Source organism: Nonomuraea sp. NPDC003201, from assembly GCF_053590415.1.
The window spans coordinates 1-15,458 of record NZ_JBSFTC010000084.1 but is presented as its reverse complement, the minus strand read 5'-3'; the positions used below and the strand labels follow the sequence as shown (position 1 = coordinate 15,458).

The following is a 15,458-nucleotide window of genomic DNA, read 5'->3' as shown; positions in this document are numbered from 1 at the left end:
GGATCCAACGGGTACGGCGTTGGACCCTCCCATCGTGGGAGGGTCCACCATGGTGACGTGCAAGGCGAACTTCTCACCATCGGGCGCTTCGCCCGCCTCTGCCGGCTCAGCGTCAAGCAGCTGAGGCACTACGACGAGACAGGGCTGTTGGCCCCGGTCCACGTGGACGCCGACTCCGGCTACCGCTATTACGCGCCCGAGCAGGCACGCGATGCCCTGACCATCGCCCTGCTCCGCGAAATGGACCTTCCCCTGGCCGTGATCGCCCGGGCCCTGGCCGCCGAGCCCGAGTCCAGGGCGCAGATCCTGCGCGCTGAGCGGGACCGGCTGGCCGAACGGATCAGCAGGGACCAGGCGCGGCTGAAGATGCTGGAGCGGCTGGCGGAGGGCGGCCTGCCCGGCTATGAGGTGACGATGGGCAGGGAGCCGGAGCGACGGCTGGCGGTGGCGCGCGCGGTCTGCGCCCCCGCGGAGATCGGGGAGAGGTTCGAGGAGTGCGTGAGCCGGCTGCTGCCCGTGCTCGGCAGGGCGGGGATCGCGTGGGAGCCGCCGCTGTGGGCGCTGTACCCGCTGGATCTGGAAGAACGGATGGAGATCGCCGTCGGAGCGCAGACGTCGCAGGGGGAAGGTACGCCCGGCCTGGAGTTCGTGGTGCTGCCTGGCGGACCCGTGGCCGAGACCGTGCACATCGGGTCTTACGCTCAGCTGCCCTTGGCCTACAACGCGCTCTTCGCCGCCATCCACGAGCGCGGGCTGCGTCCGCAAGCGCCGGTACGTGAGGCCTATCTCGTCGGGCCGGCAGAGGCCCCGCAGGAAGAACTGATGACCCGGCTGATCATCCCCATCCAGGAGAGCAAGGCATGACGAAGGTGAAAGACGTCGACACCCGCGGTACACAGCACTGCGAGACGACGGCTCTGGGGGTGCTGCTGCGGCACCAGGGACTCGATCTGTCCGAGCCCATGCTCTTCGGCCTCGGCTCCGGCCTGTCCTTCATCTACTGGGACAGCAAGAACATGGACTTCCCCTTCCTCGGGGGCCGGGTCAAGCCTTTCGACCTCACCAGGAACCTGGCCGCCAGGCTCGGACTGGAGCTCGTGGTCCAGGAGACGGCCTCCCCCCGTAAGGCATGGGAGAACGTGGCGGCGTCCATCGACGCCGGCCGCCCCGTCGGGCTGCAGCTCGACAGCTACCACCTGGAGTACTTCGGGTCGAAGGTGCACTTCGGCGGTCATGTCGTCGCCATGTACGGCTACGACGACCACGACGCCTACCTGGTGGACACCGACCAGCAAGGCGGAGCGGCATCCACCAGCCTGACCACGCTCGCCCAGGCCAGGGCCGCGCGCGGCCCGATGACCGCCAAGCACCGGTCCTTCACCCTCACCGCCCCGAGGAACCTGCCTTCCCCGCAGGCCCAGATCATTCCCGCCATCACGGCCTGCGCCGACGCCTTCCTCAACCCACCCATCGCCAACGTGGGGCACCGCGGCATCGACAAGGCCGGCAAGCTGGTACGCGCCTGGCTCCAGCGGACCGACGACCCGCGGCGCGACCTGCCGCAGGCCGCCCTCCTGATGGAGAAGGCCGGCACCGGCGGCGCCCTGTTCCGCAATCTCTACCGCGACTTCCTCGCCGAATGCGTCCACCTGCTCGACAGCAGCCACCTGCGTACCGGCCACGAGCTGTACGCCGAGGCAGCCACCCTGTGGACGGAAGCCGCGGCACTGATCACGAAAGCCGGTGAATCAGTGGAGGCGCAGTACCTCGTCCAGGCGGGCACCGTCCTGAGCGATCTTTCCCGCATGGAACGCGAGGCCATGCAGGCGCTGAGCCGCCTGGGGAGTGAGACCCAAGCGGCCCTACGTTAGGAGGGACCAGCACGGGTTCCTGACGAGGGCGTCCAGGTCGGGATCCGTGTCCGCCGCCCAGGCCGCGTAGCCGTCGGGGCGGACCAGAATCGCGCCGGGCAGGCCGTCCACCGGCCGGCCGCGCGTGGCACCGAGGTCGGGCGGGAGGATCCCGGCCAGGTCGAGCAGGACGGGCCGGCCGGCCAGGAACAGCGACGGGTCCAGGCCGGCGACCCGGTGACCGACCAGCGGGTGGTCGCCGGGCAGATCGTAGGAGTGCGACAGCCCCGACATCAGGCCCGCCAGGTGTCTGTTGGCCTCGGGCAGGCGCATCAGGTCGGTGAAGACCTTGCGCAGCTCGACGGCGTCCGCGCCGGGCCGGGGGGTGGCGAAGACTCGCTGCGCCTGGGTGATGTGCAGGACCCAGGCCCCGGCCGGGTGCCGCTCGGCGTGGTAGGTGTCCAAGAGGTCCGTCGAGGCCCGGCCCCGCAGTACGGCGGCCAGCTTCCAGCCCAGGTTGAAGGCGTCCTGAACGCCCAGGTTCAGGCCCTGCCCGCCGAAGGGCGGGTGGATGTGCGCGGCGTCGCCGGCGAAGAACACGTTGCCCACCCGGTAACTGTCGATCTGCCGGGTGGCGTCGCTGAACCGTGAGGCGTTGTCCACGGCGGCCAGCACGGTCTGCTCGCCGTACACGACACGCAGCAGTTCGGCGATCTCCTCGGAGGTGACCGGCTTGTCCTTGGCCGGCTCCTCCTCGCCCGCCGCCCCGCCGGTGAACCGGTAGCGGCCGCCGCCCAGCGGCACCAGCATCACCCAGTGGTCGTCGACCTCGCGCGTGAGCGTGCTGATGTGCCCGATCGTCTTCGGCACGAGGTCGGACACCGACGACAGCCGCACGTCGGCCAGCACCGCCGTGTACGTTCCCGGCCTGCCGGGGAACGGCACGCCGAGCAGCTTCCTGACCGTACTGTGCCCGCCGTCGCAGGCCACCAGGTAGCGGGCCTGGATCCGCCGGTCGCCGGCCGTCACGACCACGCCGTCGTCCGACTGCTCCACCGCCGTCACCGCGCTCTCGCGCAGCACCTTGACCCCCAGCGTCGTGGCGCGCTCCTCCAGCACCGCCTCGATCTCCCCCTGCGGGATCGAGAGCGGGTACGGGTGCTCGTTGTCCAACGCCGTGCAGTCGAGCGGTACGGGCAGCATCGCGAAGTGCCCGCCCGCCGGCTCGCGTGACAGCGCCCTGGCCTGCATCGGCTCCAGCAGGCCGCGCAGCTCGAGCAGCTCCTGTGTGCGCGGCTGGATCGCGCCGCCCTTGGTCTGCTCGATCCGGTACGGCAGGCGCTCCACCACCAGGACGTCCACGCCGGCCAGAGCCAGCTCGCAGGCCAGGGCCAACCCGGTGGGTCCGGCGCCCGCCACGATCACTTCGGTCATCGTTCCTCCCGAAATCTCGACCGGGTGCAAATATATACCTGGCGCGACAAACGTACGAGTGCAGATTTTTGATACCGTGGAGACATGACAGGGCTGCGCGAACGCAAACGGGCACGGACCCATGCCGCCATCTCGGAAGCCGCCATCTCGCTCTTCCTTGAGCGCGGGTTCGACCAGGTGTCGGTGGCGGAGGTGGCGGAGGCCGCCGAAGTGTCGAAGCGGACCCTGTTCGCGTACTTCCCCGCCAAGGAGGAGCTCGTCGTCCACCGCTTCGCCGACCACGAGACCGAGGCGGCCCGCGTGGTGCGCGCCCGCCCGCCGGGGGCCCGGCCGCTGGCCGCCCTCCGCGACCATTTCCTGGCCGGTCTGCGCGACCGCGACCCGATCACCGGCCTCAACGACGTCCCGGAGATCCTCGCGCTCATCCGCATGATCTCGGATACTCCGACGCTGCGGGCGCGGGCGACCCGCTTTCAGGAGGGTTCGGAACGGGCGCTCGCGGAGGCGCTCCAGGAGGTTGACGGCGTTCCCGCCCTGACCGCGCGCGTGGCGGCCACCCAGGTGGTGGGCGTGCACTGGCTGTTGTCGATGGACAACTCCGGGGCGCTGGCCGGCGGCCAGTCCGCCGACGAACGCTATCCGCAGGCGGTCGCCGACGCCGAGCACGCCTTCACGTTGCTGTCCGAGGGCCTGGCCGGGCACGTATAGCGGGCCGACCGCTGCGTGTGCTGTGGGCAGGTCAGGGCGGTCCGAGCACGTCCGGCGCGACCAGGGCGTGAGCGGCGGCGGCGAAGTACTGCTCGGGCGCCGCGTGCGTCAGGCCCAGGATGACGCCCTGACTGAGCCCGACCATGAGCGCGCGCAGCGCCGTGGCCAGGCGTTGCGCCTGCCGCGGCGTGAGCGCGTTCCCGTCGTGGACCCTTCCGGACAGCAGCGCGGTCAGTCGCTCCTCGTGCGCCCGTACGGAGGCGGCGAGCCTGGGCTGTAGCTCGGGGTCGCGCAGGGCCAGGTCCTGCAGGCTGATCTCGAACGACAGCTGACGCAGCGCGTCGGGGTCGTCGCACAGGCTCCGGTAGTGGCGGGCGAAGACCTCCACCGCCTCGATGAGGCCCATGCCGGCGGGGACGGCCTGCTCGATGCCGTCGTAGTGCGGCGCGAGGCAGTCGGTGACCAGGGCGACGAGCAGTCCGTTCTTGCTGCCGAACAACGAGTAGACGGCACCGGTGGTCAGCCCCGCCTGCTCGACGATCTCCTCCAGCTTGGCCCGGTGGCCGTCGCGGGCGACGACCAGGCGCGCGGCCTCCAGCAGGGCCCGCCGATTGTGCTCTTTGGCCTCGGCCCTTGTCATTCTCATAATTCTATTATTACCGTAATCTCGTTATGAATGTCGCTGAGTACATGAGACACGTCCCCTGCTGCGCCGCGTACCCGACCGTCGACGCGCTCCAGGCCGAGCTGGACAAGCTGACCGCCGCCCACCCCGACCTGGTACGGTCGCGCCGCATCGGGGCCTCGCGGCTGGGCGACCCGCTGCACGCCGTGACGGTCGGCGACGGCCCGGCGGACGCGGTGGTCATCGCCGGACCGCATCCCAACGAGCCGGTCGGCGCCCTGACCGCGCTCGCGCTGGTCAAGCTGCTCTGCCGCGACCAGCGGCTGCGGACGGAGCTGGGCTTTCGCTGGCACGTCGTCGCGTGCGCGGATCCGGACGGAGCCAGGCTGAACGAGGGCTGGTACGGCAGGCCCGGCGACCGCCGCGCCTACGCGGAGCACTTCTACCGCCCCGGTCTGGCCGACCAGGTCGAGTGGACCTTCCCGCTGGCCGGTGCGGAGTACTCCTTCGACCGTCCGCTGCCGGAGACGGCCGCGCTGATGCGCCTCATGGACGAGGTACGCCCGTCGCTGGTCTGCTCGCTGCACAACGGCGAGTACCAGGGCGCGTTCTTCTACCTCAACCGCCATGATGCGACGCTGGCCGAACGGCTGGCCGCCCTGCCCGGCCTGGAAGGCATCGGATTGCACCACGGAGAGCCGGAGCTGCCCGGCGCCGAACCGATCGTTCCCGCCGTCTACCTGACCCCGCCCGGCTCGCAGGTGGGCCAGGCTTTCGGCGCGGGCGGCAGCAGCGCCGACCACGCGGCCGCTTTCGGCGCACTCCACCTGGTCACCGAGGTGCCGACCTGGGCCGACGAACGCGTGGCCGACCGGAGCCCCAGCGGCCGCCCGTACCGGGAGATCCTGGCCGGGGGAGCGGCGGCCCGGCGCGAGGTGATCGACACGATGCGGGCGGGCATGCGGGCGGTCGCCGACGACCTGAGCATCCGCTCGCCGTTCCGCCGCTCGACCGAGAGCACGCTGGCGACCTTCAGCAAACTCGGCGAACTCGAAGAGACCGTGCCCGATCAGGACCGCACGGCTACGGTCGCCGAGGAGTTCGGCAACCGTCAGGCACTGCACCTGATGCGGCTGCGCCTGCTCGGGACGTTCCTGCGCGCACTCGACGCGGAGATCGCCGCGGGCAACCTGACGCCGGCCATCCGCGAGCAGCGCCGCCTGCTCGCCGAGCGCTTCGAGACGTGGTACGGCCAGGCCGAGGCCGACCCTCCCGGTCCGCCGATCGAACTGCGCAAGCTGGTCGCCGTCCAGCTGGGCGCCATCCTGACCGCCGCCGTGCACACGGCACCGAACCGTTGAGGAAGAGCACCACCATGGATATCAGGACCGCGATCGCCTCCGAACGCCGGGAACTGGCGCAGCTGCTGCAGGACCTGCCGCCCGCCAGGTGGAACGAGCCGACTTTGTGCGCCGGATGGCGCGTGCGCGAGGTCGCGGCACATATGTCGCTGGGATTCCGCCACTCGCTGCCCAGGATGGTGCTGGAGCTGGTCAAGGCGTACGGAGACGTCAACCGGATGGCCGACCGGCGGGCCCGTGAGGACGCGGCCCGCCTGTCCACGGCCGAACTGGCCGGCGCCATCCGGGACAACGCCCACCACCCCTGGAAGCCGCCGGTCGGCGGCATCACGGCGGCTCTGGGCCACGACGTCATCCACGGCCTGGACATCACCGTCGCACTCGGCATCGACCGCCGCGTCCAGGAAGACCGCCTTCGCCTTCTCCTGGAGGCCGTCACCCCTCGAACAGCGAAGTTCTTCGGCGCCGACCTCGACGGCGTCGAGCTACGCGCCGACGACCTGGAATGGTCCTTCGGCACCGGCGTCCCGCTGACCGGCGCCGCGCAGGACCTCCTCCTGGTCGCCTACGGCCGCAAGCTGCCCCCCGGACATCTCCACGGGCAGGCGAGCGCCCGGTACGTCGCCGCCTGAGCGAACAAGCCGATCACGGCGGCGACGCTGGCGGCTGATCATGCCCGCTACCGGGAGGAGCATGACCCCACCCCAGTGAACAAGCTGTCCCTGTTCTCATCCTCGCCGGCGCAGCAGTGCCGTGGCGATGGCGACCTGGGTGGGTTCGAGCATGGCCTTGCCGTCTTCGATATCCCACAGTGAGTTCTGCAGCACGCGGCCGAGACTCCAGCCGACTGCCCGCCTCCGGTCGAGATCGAGGACCTCGGTCAGCAGGTCAAAGCGGCGCAGCACCGCGCGAGCCACATCGCCGGTGGCCTTCACCTCCTCCCACCGGTTGTCCAGTGCCGGCAGCAACTCGAACCCCGGATCGCCGGCCAGCGGTTCAGGGTCGATGGCGAGCCAGGGTTCCCGTTCCCCGGCCAGGACGTTGTCGTAGTGCAGGTCCCAATGCAACAGGCGATCGCCCGGCTGCTGGAGTGCGGCCCCACCACCATGCGGCGCCACGGAAAGCAGCTGCGACACCCCGGCCCGGCGGGCGATCTCCCGCAGCACCAGCTCCACACCGACATCGACCAGCCGGTCCCGAAGAGTCCCGTCTACCCAGGCCGGATGTCACAGCTGGGTGGGCCATCTCGTCTCGGGTTCCGAAAGCGAAGGAACGCACCATTCCATAGCAAGGAGCTGGACATGAGCGAGCACGCCACGCATCGGAAGATCGCGCTGATCACCGGGGCGAACAAGGGGATCGGCCGTGCGGCCGCCGGGCAACTCGCCGCGCTGGGCATGACGGTCCTGATCGGCGCCAGGGATCCGCGGCGCGGTGAGGAGGCCGCCGCGGCGCTGCGGGCGGCGGGCGGCGACGCGCACGCGGTCACCCTGGACGTCACCGACCCGGCCACCGCCCGGGCGGCGGCGGAGGAGGTCGAGGAGCGCTTCGGCCACCTCGACGTGCTGGTCAACAACGCCGGCATCACCGGCTCCGGGCAGGTCACGCCCGTCGACGCCCACGACCAGGTCCCCAGCTCCGTCGACCTGGACATGGTCCGGGCGGTGTTCGAGACCAACGTCCTCGGGGTGATCGCGGTGACCAACGCCATGCTGCCGCTGCTGCGGCGCTCGCCGGCGCCGCGCATCGTCAACGTCAGCAGCGCCGCCGGATCGCTGACCCTCAACAGCGACCCGGACGGCCCGTTCACGGCGCTGCCGGCGTCGGCCGCGTACTCGCCCTCCAAGACCGCGCTGAACGCGCTGACCGTGCAGTACGCCAACGAGCTGCGCAAGGACGGCATCCTCGTCAACGCCGCCGACCCCGGCTACGTGGACACGGAGATCAACAACCACAGCGGCTACCTCACGACCGAGCAGGGCGCGGCGATCCTGGTCCGCCTGGCCACGCTCGGCGCGGACGGGCCGAGCGGCGGGTTCTTCAGCGAGAACGGCCCGATGCCCTGGTGACCCCGAGACGGCGGCGGGCCCCACGCACACTCCGTGCGTGGGGCCCGCCCCCGTTGGCGGACGGCCTACTGAGGCCGGATGTTGTGGTTGTGGGCGAACAGGTTGCCGGGGTCGTACCGGCGCTTGACCGCCGCGAGCCGCTCATAGGTCCCCGTCGGATAGACGGCGGCGACGTCCTCCTCGGTGGCGGAAGCCAGGAAGTTCGCGTACGCGCCGTTGGCGTGAGGCGCGAGCCGCGCCCAGATCGCCTCCAGAGCAGGACGGGCGGCCTCCACGACCGGCTCCGGACCCAGAGTGGTCGTCACGAACATCAGCTCCGCCCGGCGATGCGCGTACGCGGTGGCGTCGGCCGGGACCCGGGACACCGCACCGCCGACGCTGCGAACGGCGATGAACGGCGACCCCTCCGAGGCCCCGACCTCGGCAAGGATCCGAAGGACCTCGGGCACCGACTCCTTGTCGGCGAAGCCGCTCCGGGTGACGAGCCGGATGCCGGGCGGCGGGGTCGCGCCGTCCACGAGCGTGTCCGCATAGGGCTTCAGCGCGACGTCGTCGTCGATCACCGTGCCGAGCCGGCGGATCGGGTCGAGGGCCCGCGCGGCGAGCTCCGGGTCATCGCCGTCGAAGGTGACGAAGATCTCGACCGGCGCTTGGGGCCCGCCGGCGAAGGGGTTGGCGAAGCTCGCGATGGAGGTGAGCTCTTCGGGGGCGGTGCGGAGGTAGTCCGCCCAGCCCCGGAGCACGCCGGCCGCCTCCGCCGCCGGGAAGGCGATCCTGCCGTGGAAGACGTCCGTCGTCGGGTGTGCCGCGAACTCGAAGGCGGTCACGATCCCGAAGTTGCCGCCACCGCCGCGAATCGCCCAGAACAGCTCCGGGTTCTCCTCCGCGCTCGCGCGCACGATCTCTCCGTCCGCCGTGACCAGCTCCGCGGCGACCAGGCTGTCCAGGGCCAGGCCGTGCTTCCTGACCTTCCAGCCGATGCCGCCGGTCAAGGTCAGCCCGCCGACGCCGACGCTCTTGGTGTCGCCCGAGGAGATCGCCAGGCCGTGCGGGGCCAGGGCGGTCGCGACCTGACCCCAGGTGGCGCCGCCGCCGATCCGTACGAGGTGCCGTTCTTTGTCGGTGACCTCCACCTGCGCGAGGCCGCTGAGGTCGATCACGATGCCGTCGTCGTTGGTGCCGAAGCCCGCGAAGGCGTGGCCGCCGCCGCGTACGGACAGCAGGAGCCCGCTGCCGACGGCGAACCGGACGCCCGCCCGCACGTCCGCGACGCTCCTGGGCCGCAGAACGTAAGCTGGGCTGCCCGAAGTCAGTACCGAGCGGCTGGCCGACGCGTACTCCGCTGCGCCCGGCTCGATGATGTCGCCGCCGAAGTCGCGGCGCAGGGTGTCAAGTGCTGATCTCATGAACACGAGATGCCGGCGAGCCGATCCTTGTGACAGCGCGGAGTACGTGAGGTGTGTCACAAGGGCCACGGCGTCACAAAACGGCGGGGTCCGGCGTCTGGTGGGTGACACAGCCAAGAGCGAACAGGAGCCACCCATGCCGCACACCGCGCCCGAAGATCGCGGCGGGGACATGAGCCCGGACGCCGCCACCGAGGCGTTCCTCACCCACCGCAACCTGCTGTTCACCGTCGCCTACGAGATGCTCGGCTCGGCCGCCGACGCCGAGGACGTCCTGCAGGAGACCTGGCTGCGGTGGGCGGGCGTCGACCTTGACGACGTACGGGATCAGCGCGCCTACCTGGTCCGGATCACCACCCGGCAGGCGCTGAGCAGGCTGCGTACGCTGGGCCGGCGCAAGGAGTCCTACGTCGGCCCCTGGCTGCCCGAACCACTGCTGACCACGCCCGACGTGGCCGAGGACGTCGAGCTGGCCGACAGCGTCTCGATGGCGATGCTGCTGGTGCTGGAGACGCTGGGGCCGACCGAGCGGGCGGTGTTCGTCCTGCGCGAGGTGTTCGACCTGGACTACGACGAGATCGCCGAAGCCGTCGACAAGAGCCCGGCCGCGGTGCGCCAGATCGCCCACCGGGCACGGGCGCACGTTGCCGCGCGCCGGCCGCGCGGGATCGTCTCCCCGGCCGAGACCCGGGACGCGCTGGCGGCGTTCCAGCGGGCGGTCGAAACCGGCGACCTGCAACGCCTGCTCGACATCCTCGCGCCGGACGTCGTCCTCCTGACCGACGGCGGCGGAATCAAGCAGGCGGCGCTGGCGCCCGTCGTGGGGGCCGGCAACGTGGCTCCCGTGCTGAGCAGGATCAAGCCCATGGTGTCGCTGCAGGCGGCGCAGGTCAACGGCTACCCGGCACTGGTCTTCCGGCTCGACGGCGAGATCGACACCGTCGTAGCGGTACGCATCGACGAGGGCCTCATCACCGGCCTCTACGCCGTGCGCAATCCCGAGAAGCTGGCGCGCATGGAGCGGGAGACCACCCTGCACCGCTGAGCCCGCCGATGTCACAGCCGGGCGGGCTGTCTCGTCTCGGGTTGCGGAAACGGGTTCTGAGTTCGGAAAAGGTGATGATCATGCGGGTGTTCGTGGCCGGTGGCAGCGGGGTTCTGGGGCAGCGGCTGGTGCCGCTGCTGGTGGCCCGGGGACACCAGGTGACGGCCTCGACGACGAGCGCGGCCAAGACGGGTTTGCTGGAGCGGCTGGGCGCAGAGGCGGTCGTGATGGACGGGCTGGACGCGGTGTCGGTCGGCGAGGCGGTGGCCAAGGCCCGGCCGGACGCGATCGTGCACCAGATGACCGCGATTTCCGTGGCACACGCCGGCAAGCCCGACATGAAGCACATGGATCGGTGGTTCGCCGGCACCAACCGGCTGCGTACCGAGGGGACGGACCACCTGCTGGCCGCCGCCGAGGCGACCGGCGTGACCGGCTTCGTCGCGCAGAGCTACGGCGCCTGGAACGGCATCCGCGAGGGTGGCTGGGTGAAGACCGAGCGGGACCCGGTGGACCCGATGACGGGGACGCCGGCGGAGCCCGGGATGAAGGCGATCGGCCACGTCGAGGACGTGGTCGTCAAGGCCGGCGGCGCGGTCCTGCGGTACGGCTGGTTCTACGGTCCGGGCGCCACGGACGACCTGGTCGAGCCCATACGCAAGCGGCAGTTCCCGGTCGTCGGGAGCGGCGCCGGCCACTGCTCGTGGGTGCATCTGGACGACGCGGCGAGCGCTACCGTCCTGGCCGTGGAGCAGCGGGCGAGGGGAGTGTTCAACATCGTCGACGACGAGCCGGCCCCGGCCGGCGAGTGGCTGCCGTACCTGGCCGGGTGCGCGGGTGCCAAGCGGCCGATGCGGGTCCCCGCCTGGCTGGCCCGGCCGCTGGCCGGGGACGTGGCGGTGACGATGATGACCGAGGGGCGCGGCTTCTCCAACGCCAGGGCCAAGCGGGAGCTGGGCTGGGAGCTGCGCTACCCCTCGTGGCGGCAGGGCTTCAAGGAAGAGCTGGCATGACCCGCGCCGAAGAGTTCGAGGAGCTGCGGCCGCTGCTGTTCTCGATCGCCTACCGGATCCTGGGCAGCGTGAGCGAGGCCGAGGACGCGGTCCAGGAGACCTGGCTGCGCTACCAGACCTCTCCGACCGAGCCCGTCTCGGCCAAGTCCTTCCTGGCGGCTGTGGTGACCCGGATCGCCATCGACGTGCTGCGCTCGGCCCGCGTCCGGCGCGAGGAGTACGTCGGGCCGTGGTTCCCCGAGCCGCTGCTCGCCGACCCGTACCAGGACCCGGAGCGCTCGGCGGAGCTGGCCGACTCGCTGTCCATGGCGGCCCTGCTGCTGCTGGAGCGGCTCAGCCCGCTCGAGCGCGCGGTCTTTGTGCTGCGGGAGGTGTTCGGGTTCGGGTTCGGCGAGGTCGCGTCGGCGGTGGGGCGTTCGGAGGCGGCGTGCCGCCAGCTCGCGGCGCGGGCGCGCCGCCACATGGACGCGGGCCGGCCCCGGTTCGAGGCCGACCGCAAGGAGCGGGAGGAGCTGGCCGAACGGTTCTTCGACGCCTTCCGTGAAGGCGACGTCGAAGGGCTGCGGGCGCTGCTCGCCGCCGACGTGCACATGGTGGCCGACAGCGGCGGCAAGGCCCCGCAGTGGGGTACGGGCGTCTTCGGCGCCGAGAACGTGGTCCGGGTGTTCGCCGCGCTCGCCCCGCTGTTCGCCCGGATCGGCGGCGTGGTGGAGCCGCACCAGATGAACGGCCAGCCGGGCGCGATCTTCCGCGATCGGGACGGCAAGGTCGTCAACACCTGGACGCTCGACGTCCTCGACGGACGGGTCCAGGCGATCCGTACGATGCTCAACCCCGACAAGCTCGAGCACGTGGGCCCGGTGGCGGACGCCTGGGCGACCCTCCGCGAGGCGACCCAGGCCCGCAGACCGGAGAACTGACCGCAAGAGCCGGTCGCCCCCGGACCTGGGGCAGCCGGCTCACAGGGCGGACGGCACCACCACCGGCTCGGAGGCCGCGTCCAGACTCGCGAGCTCCCGCAGCGCCTGCTCGGAAGCCGAGCCCGGCTCGGCGGCGAACAGGTCCAGCCCGCAGCACGCCGGCTCGTCGGGCAGCGCGATGAGCTCGCCGTGCAGGGTCAGCTCGCCCACGACCGGGTGGTGCAGCACGTACGTCCGGGACCGGACCCGCGCGACCGGGTGCTCGGCCCACATCCGCGCGAAGTCCGCGCTCAGCTCCCGCATCTCGTCGATGTGCGCCGCGAGCCCGGCGTACCCGCGATAGCGCCCGAGCAGGACCCGCAGGTGCGCCACCTGCTCGCGCGCCGCCCCCTCCCAGCCGGTGCCGTGCAGCTCGCGCAGGTGGGGCTCGGTGAACAGCAGGTGCGAGAGCGTCCGGCGGTCCGCCGGCAGCGCGGGGAAGTCGCCGAACACCGCCACCGCGAGCCGGTTCCAGCCGACGATCTGGGTGTGCCGGCCGACCACCAGCGCCGGCGTCATCCCGAACGACTCCAGCAGATAACGCAGGCTCGCAGGCACCGCAGCCGCGCCACCCTCGCACGCCAGGGGCGGCCGGGCGATCCCGTGCAGGTAGGTCAGCTCGTCGCCGTCCAGGCGCAGCGCCGCGCCGACCGCGTCCAGGATCTCGTCGGAGACGCTGTCGCCTTTGCCCTGTTCCAGGCGCGTGTAGTGGGCGATGCTCACCCCCGCGAGCCGGGCCAGCTCCTCGCGCCGCAGCCCCGCGACCCGGCGCGTTCCGCCGTAGTCACGCAGCCCCACGTCCTCGGGGCGCAGCCGGGCACGGCGCGACTTGAGGAACTCGCTCAGCTCGGTCCGGTCGTCCACGCGACCACCCTATGCCGTGGGTGATCACGCCGTGAGTACGCAGGACACGGGCCTGGCCGGGTGGCTGCGGGGACTCCAGGCTGTCAGGCGAGTCACCCACCTGAACGCATTGGAGATGAACGGTGCCCCAGACGCTCGGACTCATCGGGAGCGGAATGATCGGCTCTTCCGTCGCCCGCCTGGCCGTCGCGGCCGGCCTCGAGGTCGTCCTCAGCAATTCGCGAGGGCCCGAGACGCTCGCCGATCTCGTCGCCGAGCTGGGCGGGCGTGCCCGGGCGGCCACACCGGCGGAGGCGGCGCGCGCGGCGGACCTGGTGGTGGCGGCCATCCCGCTGAAAGCCTACGACCGGCTGCCCGCCGACGCCCTTGCTGGCAAGACGGTGCTCGACACGTCGAACTACTACCCCGAGCGGGACGGCCACCTGGCCGAACTCGACGCGGGCGAACTGACCTCCAGCGCCCTCACGCAGCGCCACCTCGCGGGCTCCCGGGTGGTCAAGGCCTTCAACAACATCACCCCGCACCAGCTGTTCACCCTCGCCCGGCCCGCGGGCGCGCCCGACCGCAGCGCCCTGCCCATCGCCGGCGACGACGCGGAGGCCAAGGCGGAGGCCACCCGGCTGCTGGACGTCCTCGGTCATGACGCGGTGGACATCGGCACGCTCGCCGACAGCTGGCGCAGCGAACCGAACACCCCGGTCTACATCCAGCCCTACCTCGGCGAACTACCCGCCATGAACGTGGAGGACTTCCTCCGCTGGACCCTCCGGAACGCCGGCATCGCCGTCCCCGCGGCGCAGGTCGGCAAGCTCGTCGAGACCGCGGTCCGCCGATCGGCGGGCGAGGCGAGGCTCCCGAGCGCCGGCTGATCCCTGAAGGCTCATTGCGCAGAACGCCTCGACGGCGTTGACGACGGCCTCGAAGCGCAGCGAGTGGAACAGGTCGAAGGCGTGCTGTCCGCCGGGCAGCTCGGCGTAGACGACCGGCTGGGCCGAGAGCTCGCGCAGGCGTCCGGCGAGGAGCCGGGCGCCCTCGGCCGGCGCGACGGTGTCGTGGTCACCGTGGACGAGGAGGAACGGCGGCGCGTCCCGCCGGACGTGGGCAAGGGGCGAGGTGTGCGGACCCTCGCCGTAGTAGGGGCCGTAGTAGCCGCCCAGCCCGATCACCCCCGCCACGGACGCCGGATCGTCGGAGGTGAGGGCGACCATGGCCGACAGGTGCGCGCCGGCCGAGCTGCCCGCGAGGAAGATCCGGCCGGGATCGGCGCCATAGGAGCGGCCGTGTTCCCGCACCCAGGCGATCACCTTCCTGGCATCTTCCAAGTGGTCCTCGAAGGTCGCCTGCGGGCGCAGCCGGTAGTTCGCGCTGACGCACACCCAGCCCTGGCCGGCCAGGCGGTAGAGGAGCGGCAGCGACTGGCTGTCCTTACCGCCGCCGGAGTAGCCGCCGCCGTGCAGGTGGATCAGGACCGGGGCCCCGGCGGGCCGGGAGCGGTGGCGGTAGAGGTCCAGCAGGTTGCGCCTGCCGGCCGTGCCGTACGGGAGGTCGGGGATCCGCTCCACGGCGCGGCTGCGGCGCAGGAACGGGCTGAGCAGGATGCGCCCGTACGGGAGGCGGCGCGAGACGGGCACCGCCCCCATGGCGCGTCGCACGGCGGGCAGCGCCTGGTGGCCGCGCCAGGCCACCCGGACCAGGCCCGCCATGGTCAGGGCCGCCGCCCCCGCGATGATCGGCGAGGTCAGGTCGCCTTGGACGAAGGCCAGCACCGAGGCGGCCAGGAGCCAGGCCGCCACCACGAAGGGCAGCTCGTTGACGGCCAGGCCGAGCCGGAAGCTCAGCATGCCCAGGGGCCGGGTACGACCGGGCGCGGCCAGCGCGAAGAAGGTGCAGATCGCGACGAGGACCAGCGTGATCAGGTACCCGTAGGGCAGGTTCATCGCCGCGCCAGCCCCGCGACGAGCACGGCGCCGACGACCAGGTGCATCAGCATCAGCACCAGCGTCGCCGCGAGACCGGCGGCGCTGCCGAGCGGGCCGGACAGGGACAGGACGAGCACGACCAGGGCGGTGGCCACCTACTCCCGGGACGGCAAGGCGTACGGCATGTCGATCTCGTCGTGGTCCG

At 71.7% G+C, this 15,458-nt stretch carries 15 protein-coding genes and 2 pseudogenes; 10 read left to right on the top strand and 7 right to left on the bottom strand.

Translation table 11 applies throughout. From position 1 onward, the window contains the following. Positions 1-57: 57 nt before the first annotated feature. Positions 58-864 (top strand): MerR family transcriptional regulator, encoded by an 807-nt coding sequence (locus tag ACWDX9_RS26990; RefSeq protein ID WP_449958615.1) that lies wholly within the window; start codon positions 58-60, stop codon positions 862-864. Beyond that, entirely contained in the window at positions 861-1,871 is a 1,011-nt protein-coding gene (locus tag ACWDX9_RS26985) for a BtrH N-terminal domain-containing protein (RefSeq protein ID WP_449958612.1), read from the top strand. The genes ACWDX9_RS26990 and ACWDX9_RS26985 overlap by 4 nt, the downstream gene beginning before the upstream one ends. Here ACWDX9_RS26985 and ACWDX9_RS26980 read toward each other — a convergent pair. Further along, a complete protein-coding gene (locus ACWDX9_RS26980; protein WP_449958609.1) occupies positions 1,863-3,284 on the bottom strand; it encodes an FAD-dependent oxidoreductase in 1,422 nt (473 codons plus the stop codon). The two genes, ACWDX9_RS26985 and ACWDX9_RS26980, sit on opposite strands and share 9 nt — an antisense overlap. An 84-nt stretch (positions 3,285-3,368) precedes the next feature. On the opposite strand from ACWDX9_RS26980, the gene ACWDX9_RS26975 reads away from it, so the two are divergent. After that, on the top strand, positions 3,369-3,992 hold the full coding sequence (locus tag ACWDX9_RS26975; RefSeq protein ID WP_449958606.1) for a TetR family transcriptional regulator: 624 nt from the start codon (positions 3,369-3,371) through the stop codon (positions 3,990-3,992). Positions 3,993-4,023: 31 nt separating this feature from the next. On the opposite strand, the gene ACWDX9_RS26970 is transcribed toward ACWDX9_RS26975, so the two are convergent. Further along, positions 4,024-4,632: a TetR/AcrR family transcriptional regulator gene (locus tag ACWDX9_RS26970; RefSeq protein WP_449958603.1), complete on the bottom strand. Its 609-nt coding sequence runs from the start codon at positions 4,630-4,632 to the stop codon at positions 4,024-4,026. A gap of 50 nt (positions 4,633-4,682) precedes the next feature. Here ACWDX9_RS26970 and ACWDX9_RS26965 point away from each other — a divergent pair, with 50 nt between their 5' ends. Together ACWDX9_RS26965 and ACWDX9_RS26960 are read left to right on the top strand one after the other, a co-directional pair. Beyond that, positions 4,683-5,978, top strand: a complete 1,296-nt coding sequence (locus ACWDX9_RS26965) for a M14 family zinc carboxypeptidase (protein WP_449958599.1) — start codon at positions 4,683-4,685, stop codon at positions 5,976-5,978. Positions 5,979-5,992: 14 nt separating this feature from the next. Next, positions 5,993-6,610, top strand: coding sequence for a maleylpyruvate isomerase family mycothiol-dependent enzyme (locus ACWDX9_RS26960; RefSeq protein ID WP_449958596.1), 618 nt, complete (start codon positions 5,993-5,995; stop codon positions 6,608-6,610). 96 nt (positions 6,611-6,706) lie between these two features. Here the strand turns inward: ACWDX9_RS26960 and ACWDX9_RS26955 are convergent. Continuing rightward, positions 6,707-7,063, bottom strand: a pseudogene (locus ACWDX9_RS26955) (aminoglycoside phosphotransferase family protein); the annotation flags it as partial. A gap of 216 nt (positions 7,064-7,279) precedes the next feature. On the opposite strand from ACWDX9_RS26955, the gene ACWDX9_RS26950 reads away from it, so the two are divergent. Then, on the top strand, positions 7,280-8,047 hold the full coding sequence (locus ACWDX9_RS26950; RefSeq protein WP_449958594.1) for an SDR family NAD(P)-dependent oxidoreductase: 768 nt from the start codon (positions 7,280-7,282) through the stop codon (positions 8,045-8,047). Positions 8,048-8,112: 65 nt separating this feature from the next. Here the strand turns inward: ACWDX9_RS26950 and ACWDX9_RS26945 are convergent, their stop codons facing one another. Further along, a complete protein-coding gene (locus ACWDX9_RS26945; RefSeq protein WP_449958591.1) occupies positions 8,113-9,453 on the bottom strand; it encodes an FAD-binding oxidoreductase in 1,341 nt (446 codons plus the stop codon). A 136-nt stretch (positions 9,454-9,589) separates the two neighbouring features. Here ACWDX9_RS26945 and ACWDX9_RS26940 point away from each other — a divergent pair, with 136 nt between their 5' ends. The 3 genes from ACWDX9_RS26940 to ACWDX9_RS26930 all read left to right on the top strand — a co-directional run bounded on the left by ACWDX9_RS26940 (position 9,590) and on the right by ACWDX9_RS26930 (position 12,431). After that, positions 9,590-10,498 (top strand): RNA polymerase sigma-70 factor, encoded by a 909-nt coding sequence (locus ACWDX9_RS26940; protein ID WP_449958588.1) that lies wholly within the window; start codon positions 9,590-9,592, stop codon positions 10,496-10,498. Positions 10,499-10,578: 80 nt separating this feature from the next. Further along, positions 10,579-11,511 (top strand): NAD-dependent epimerase/dehydratase family protein, encoded by a 933-nt coding sequence (locus ACWDX9_RS26935; RefSeq protein WP_449958585.1) that lies wholly within the window; start codon positions 10,579-10,581, stop codon positions 11,509-11,511. Continuing rightward, a complete protein-coding gene (locus ACWDX9_RS26930; protein ID WP_449907046.1) occupies positions 11,508-12,431 on the top strand; it encodes an RNA polymerase sigma-70 factor in 924 nt (307 codons plus the stop codon). The genes ACWDX9_RS26935 and ACWDX9_RS26930 overlap by 4 nt, the downstream gene beginning before the upstream one ends. Before the next feature lie 39 nt (positions 12,432-12,470). Here ACWDX9_RS26930 and ACWDX9_RS26925 read toward each other — a convergent pair whose 3' ends face one another. Next, positions 12,471-13,334 (bottom strand): helix-turn-helix domain-containing protein, encoded by an 864-nt coding sequence (locus ACWDX9_RS26925; RefSeq protein WP_449958582.1) that lies wholly within the window; start codon positions 13,332-13,334, stop codon positions 12,471-12,473. 155 nt (positions 13,335-13,489) lie between these two features. Here ACWDX9_RS26925 and ACWDX9_RS26920 point away from each other — a divergent pair, with 155 nt between their 5' ends. Continuing rightward, the gene (locus ACWDX9_RS26920; RefSeq protein WP_449958579.1) at positions 13,490-14,203 is read left to right on the top strand and encodes an NADPH-dependent F420 reductase; all 714 of its coding nucleotides are present in this window, start codon (positions 13,490-13,492) and stop codon (positions 14,201-14,203) included. A 324-nt stretch (positions 14,204-14,527) separates the two neighbouring features. Here ACWDX9_RS26920 and ACWDX9_RS26915 read toward each other — a convergent pair. Both ACWDX9_RS26915 and ACWDX9_RS26910 read right to left on the bottom strand, forming a co-directional pair. Beyond that, positions 14,528-14,974 (bottom strand): annotated as a pseudogene (locus ACWDX9_RS26915) (alpha/beta hydrolase); the annotation flags it as partial. 293 nt (positions 14,975-15,267) lie between these two features. Next, positions 15,268-15,408 carry a DUF6069 family protein gene (locus tag ACWDX9_RS26910; RefSeq protein WP_449958576.1) on the bottom strand — a complete coding sequence of 47 codons (141 nt, stop codon included), beginning with the start codon at positions 15,406-15,408 and terminating at the stop codon, positions 15,268-15,270. Positions 15,409-15,458 lie beyond the last annotated feature (50 nt).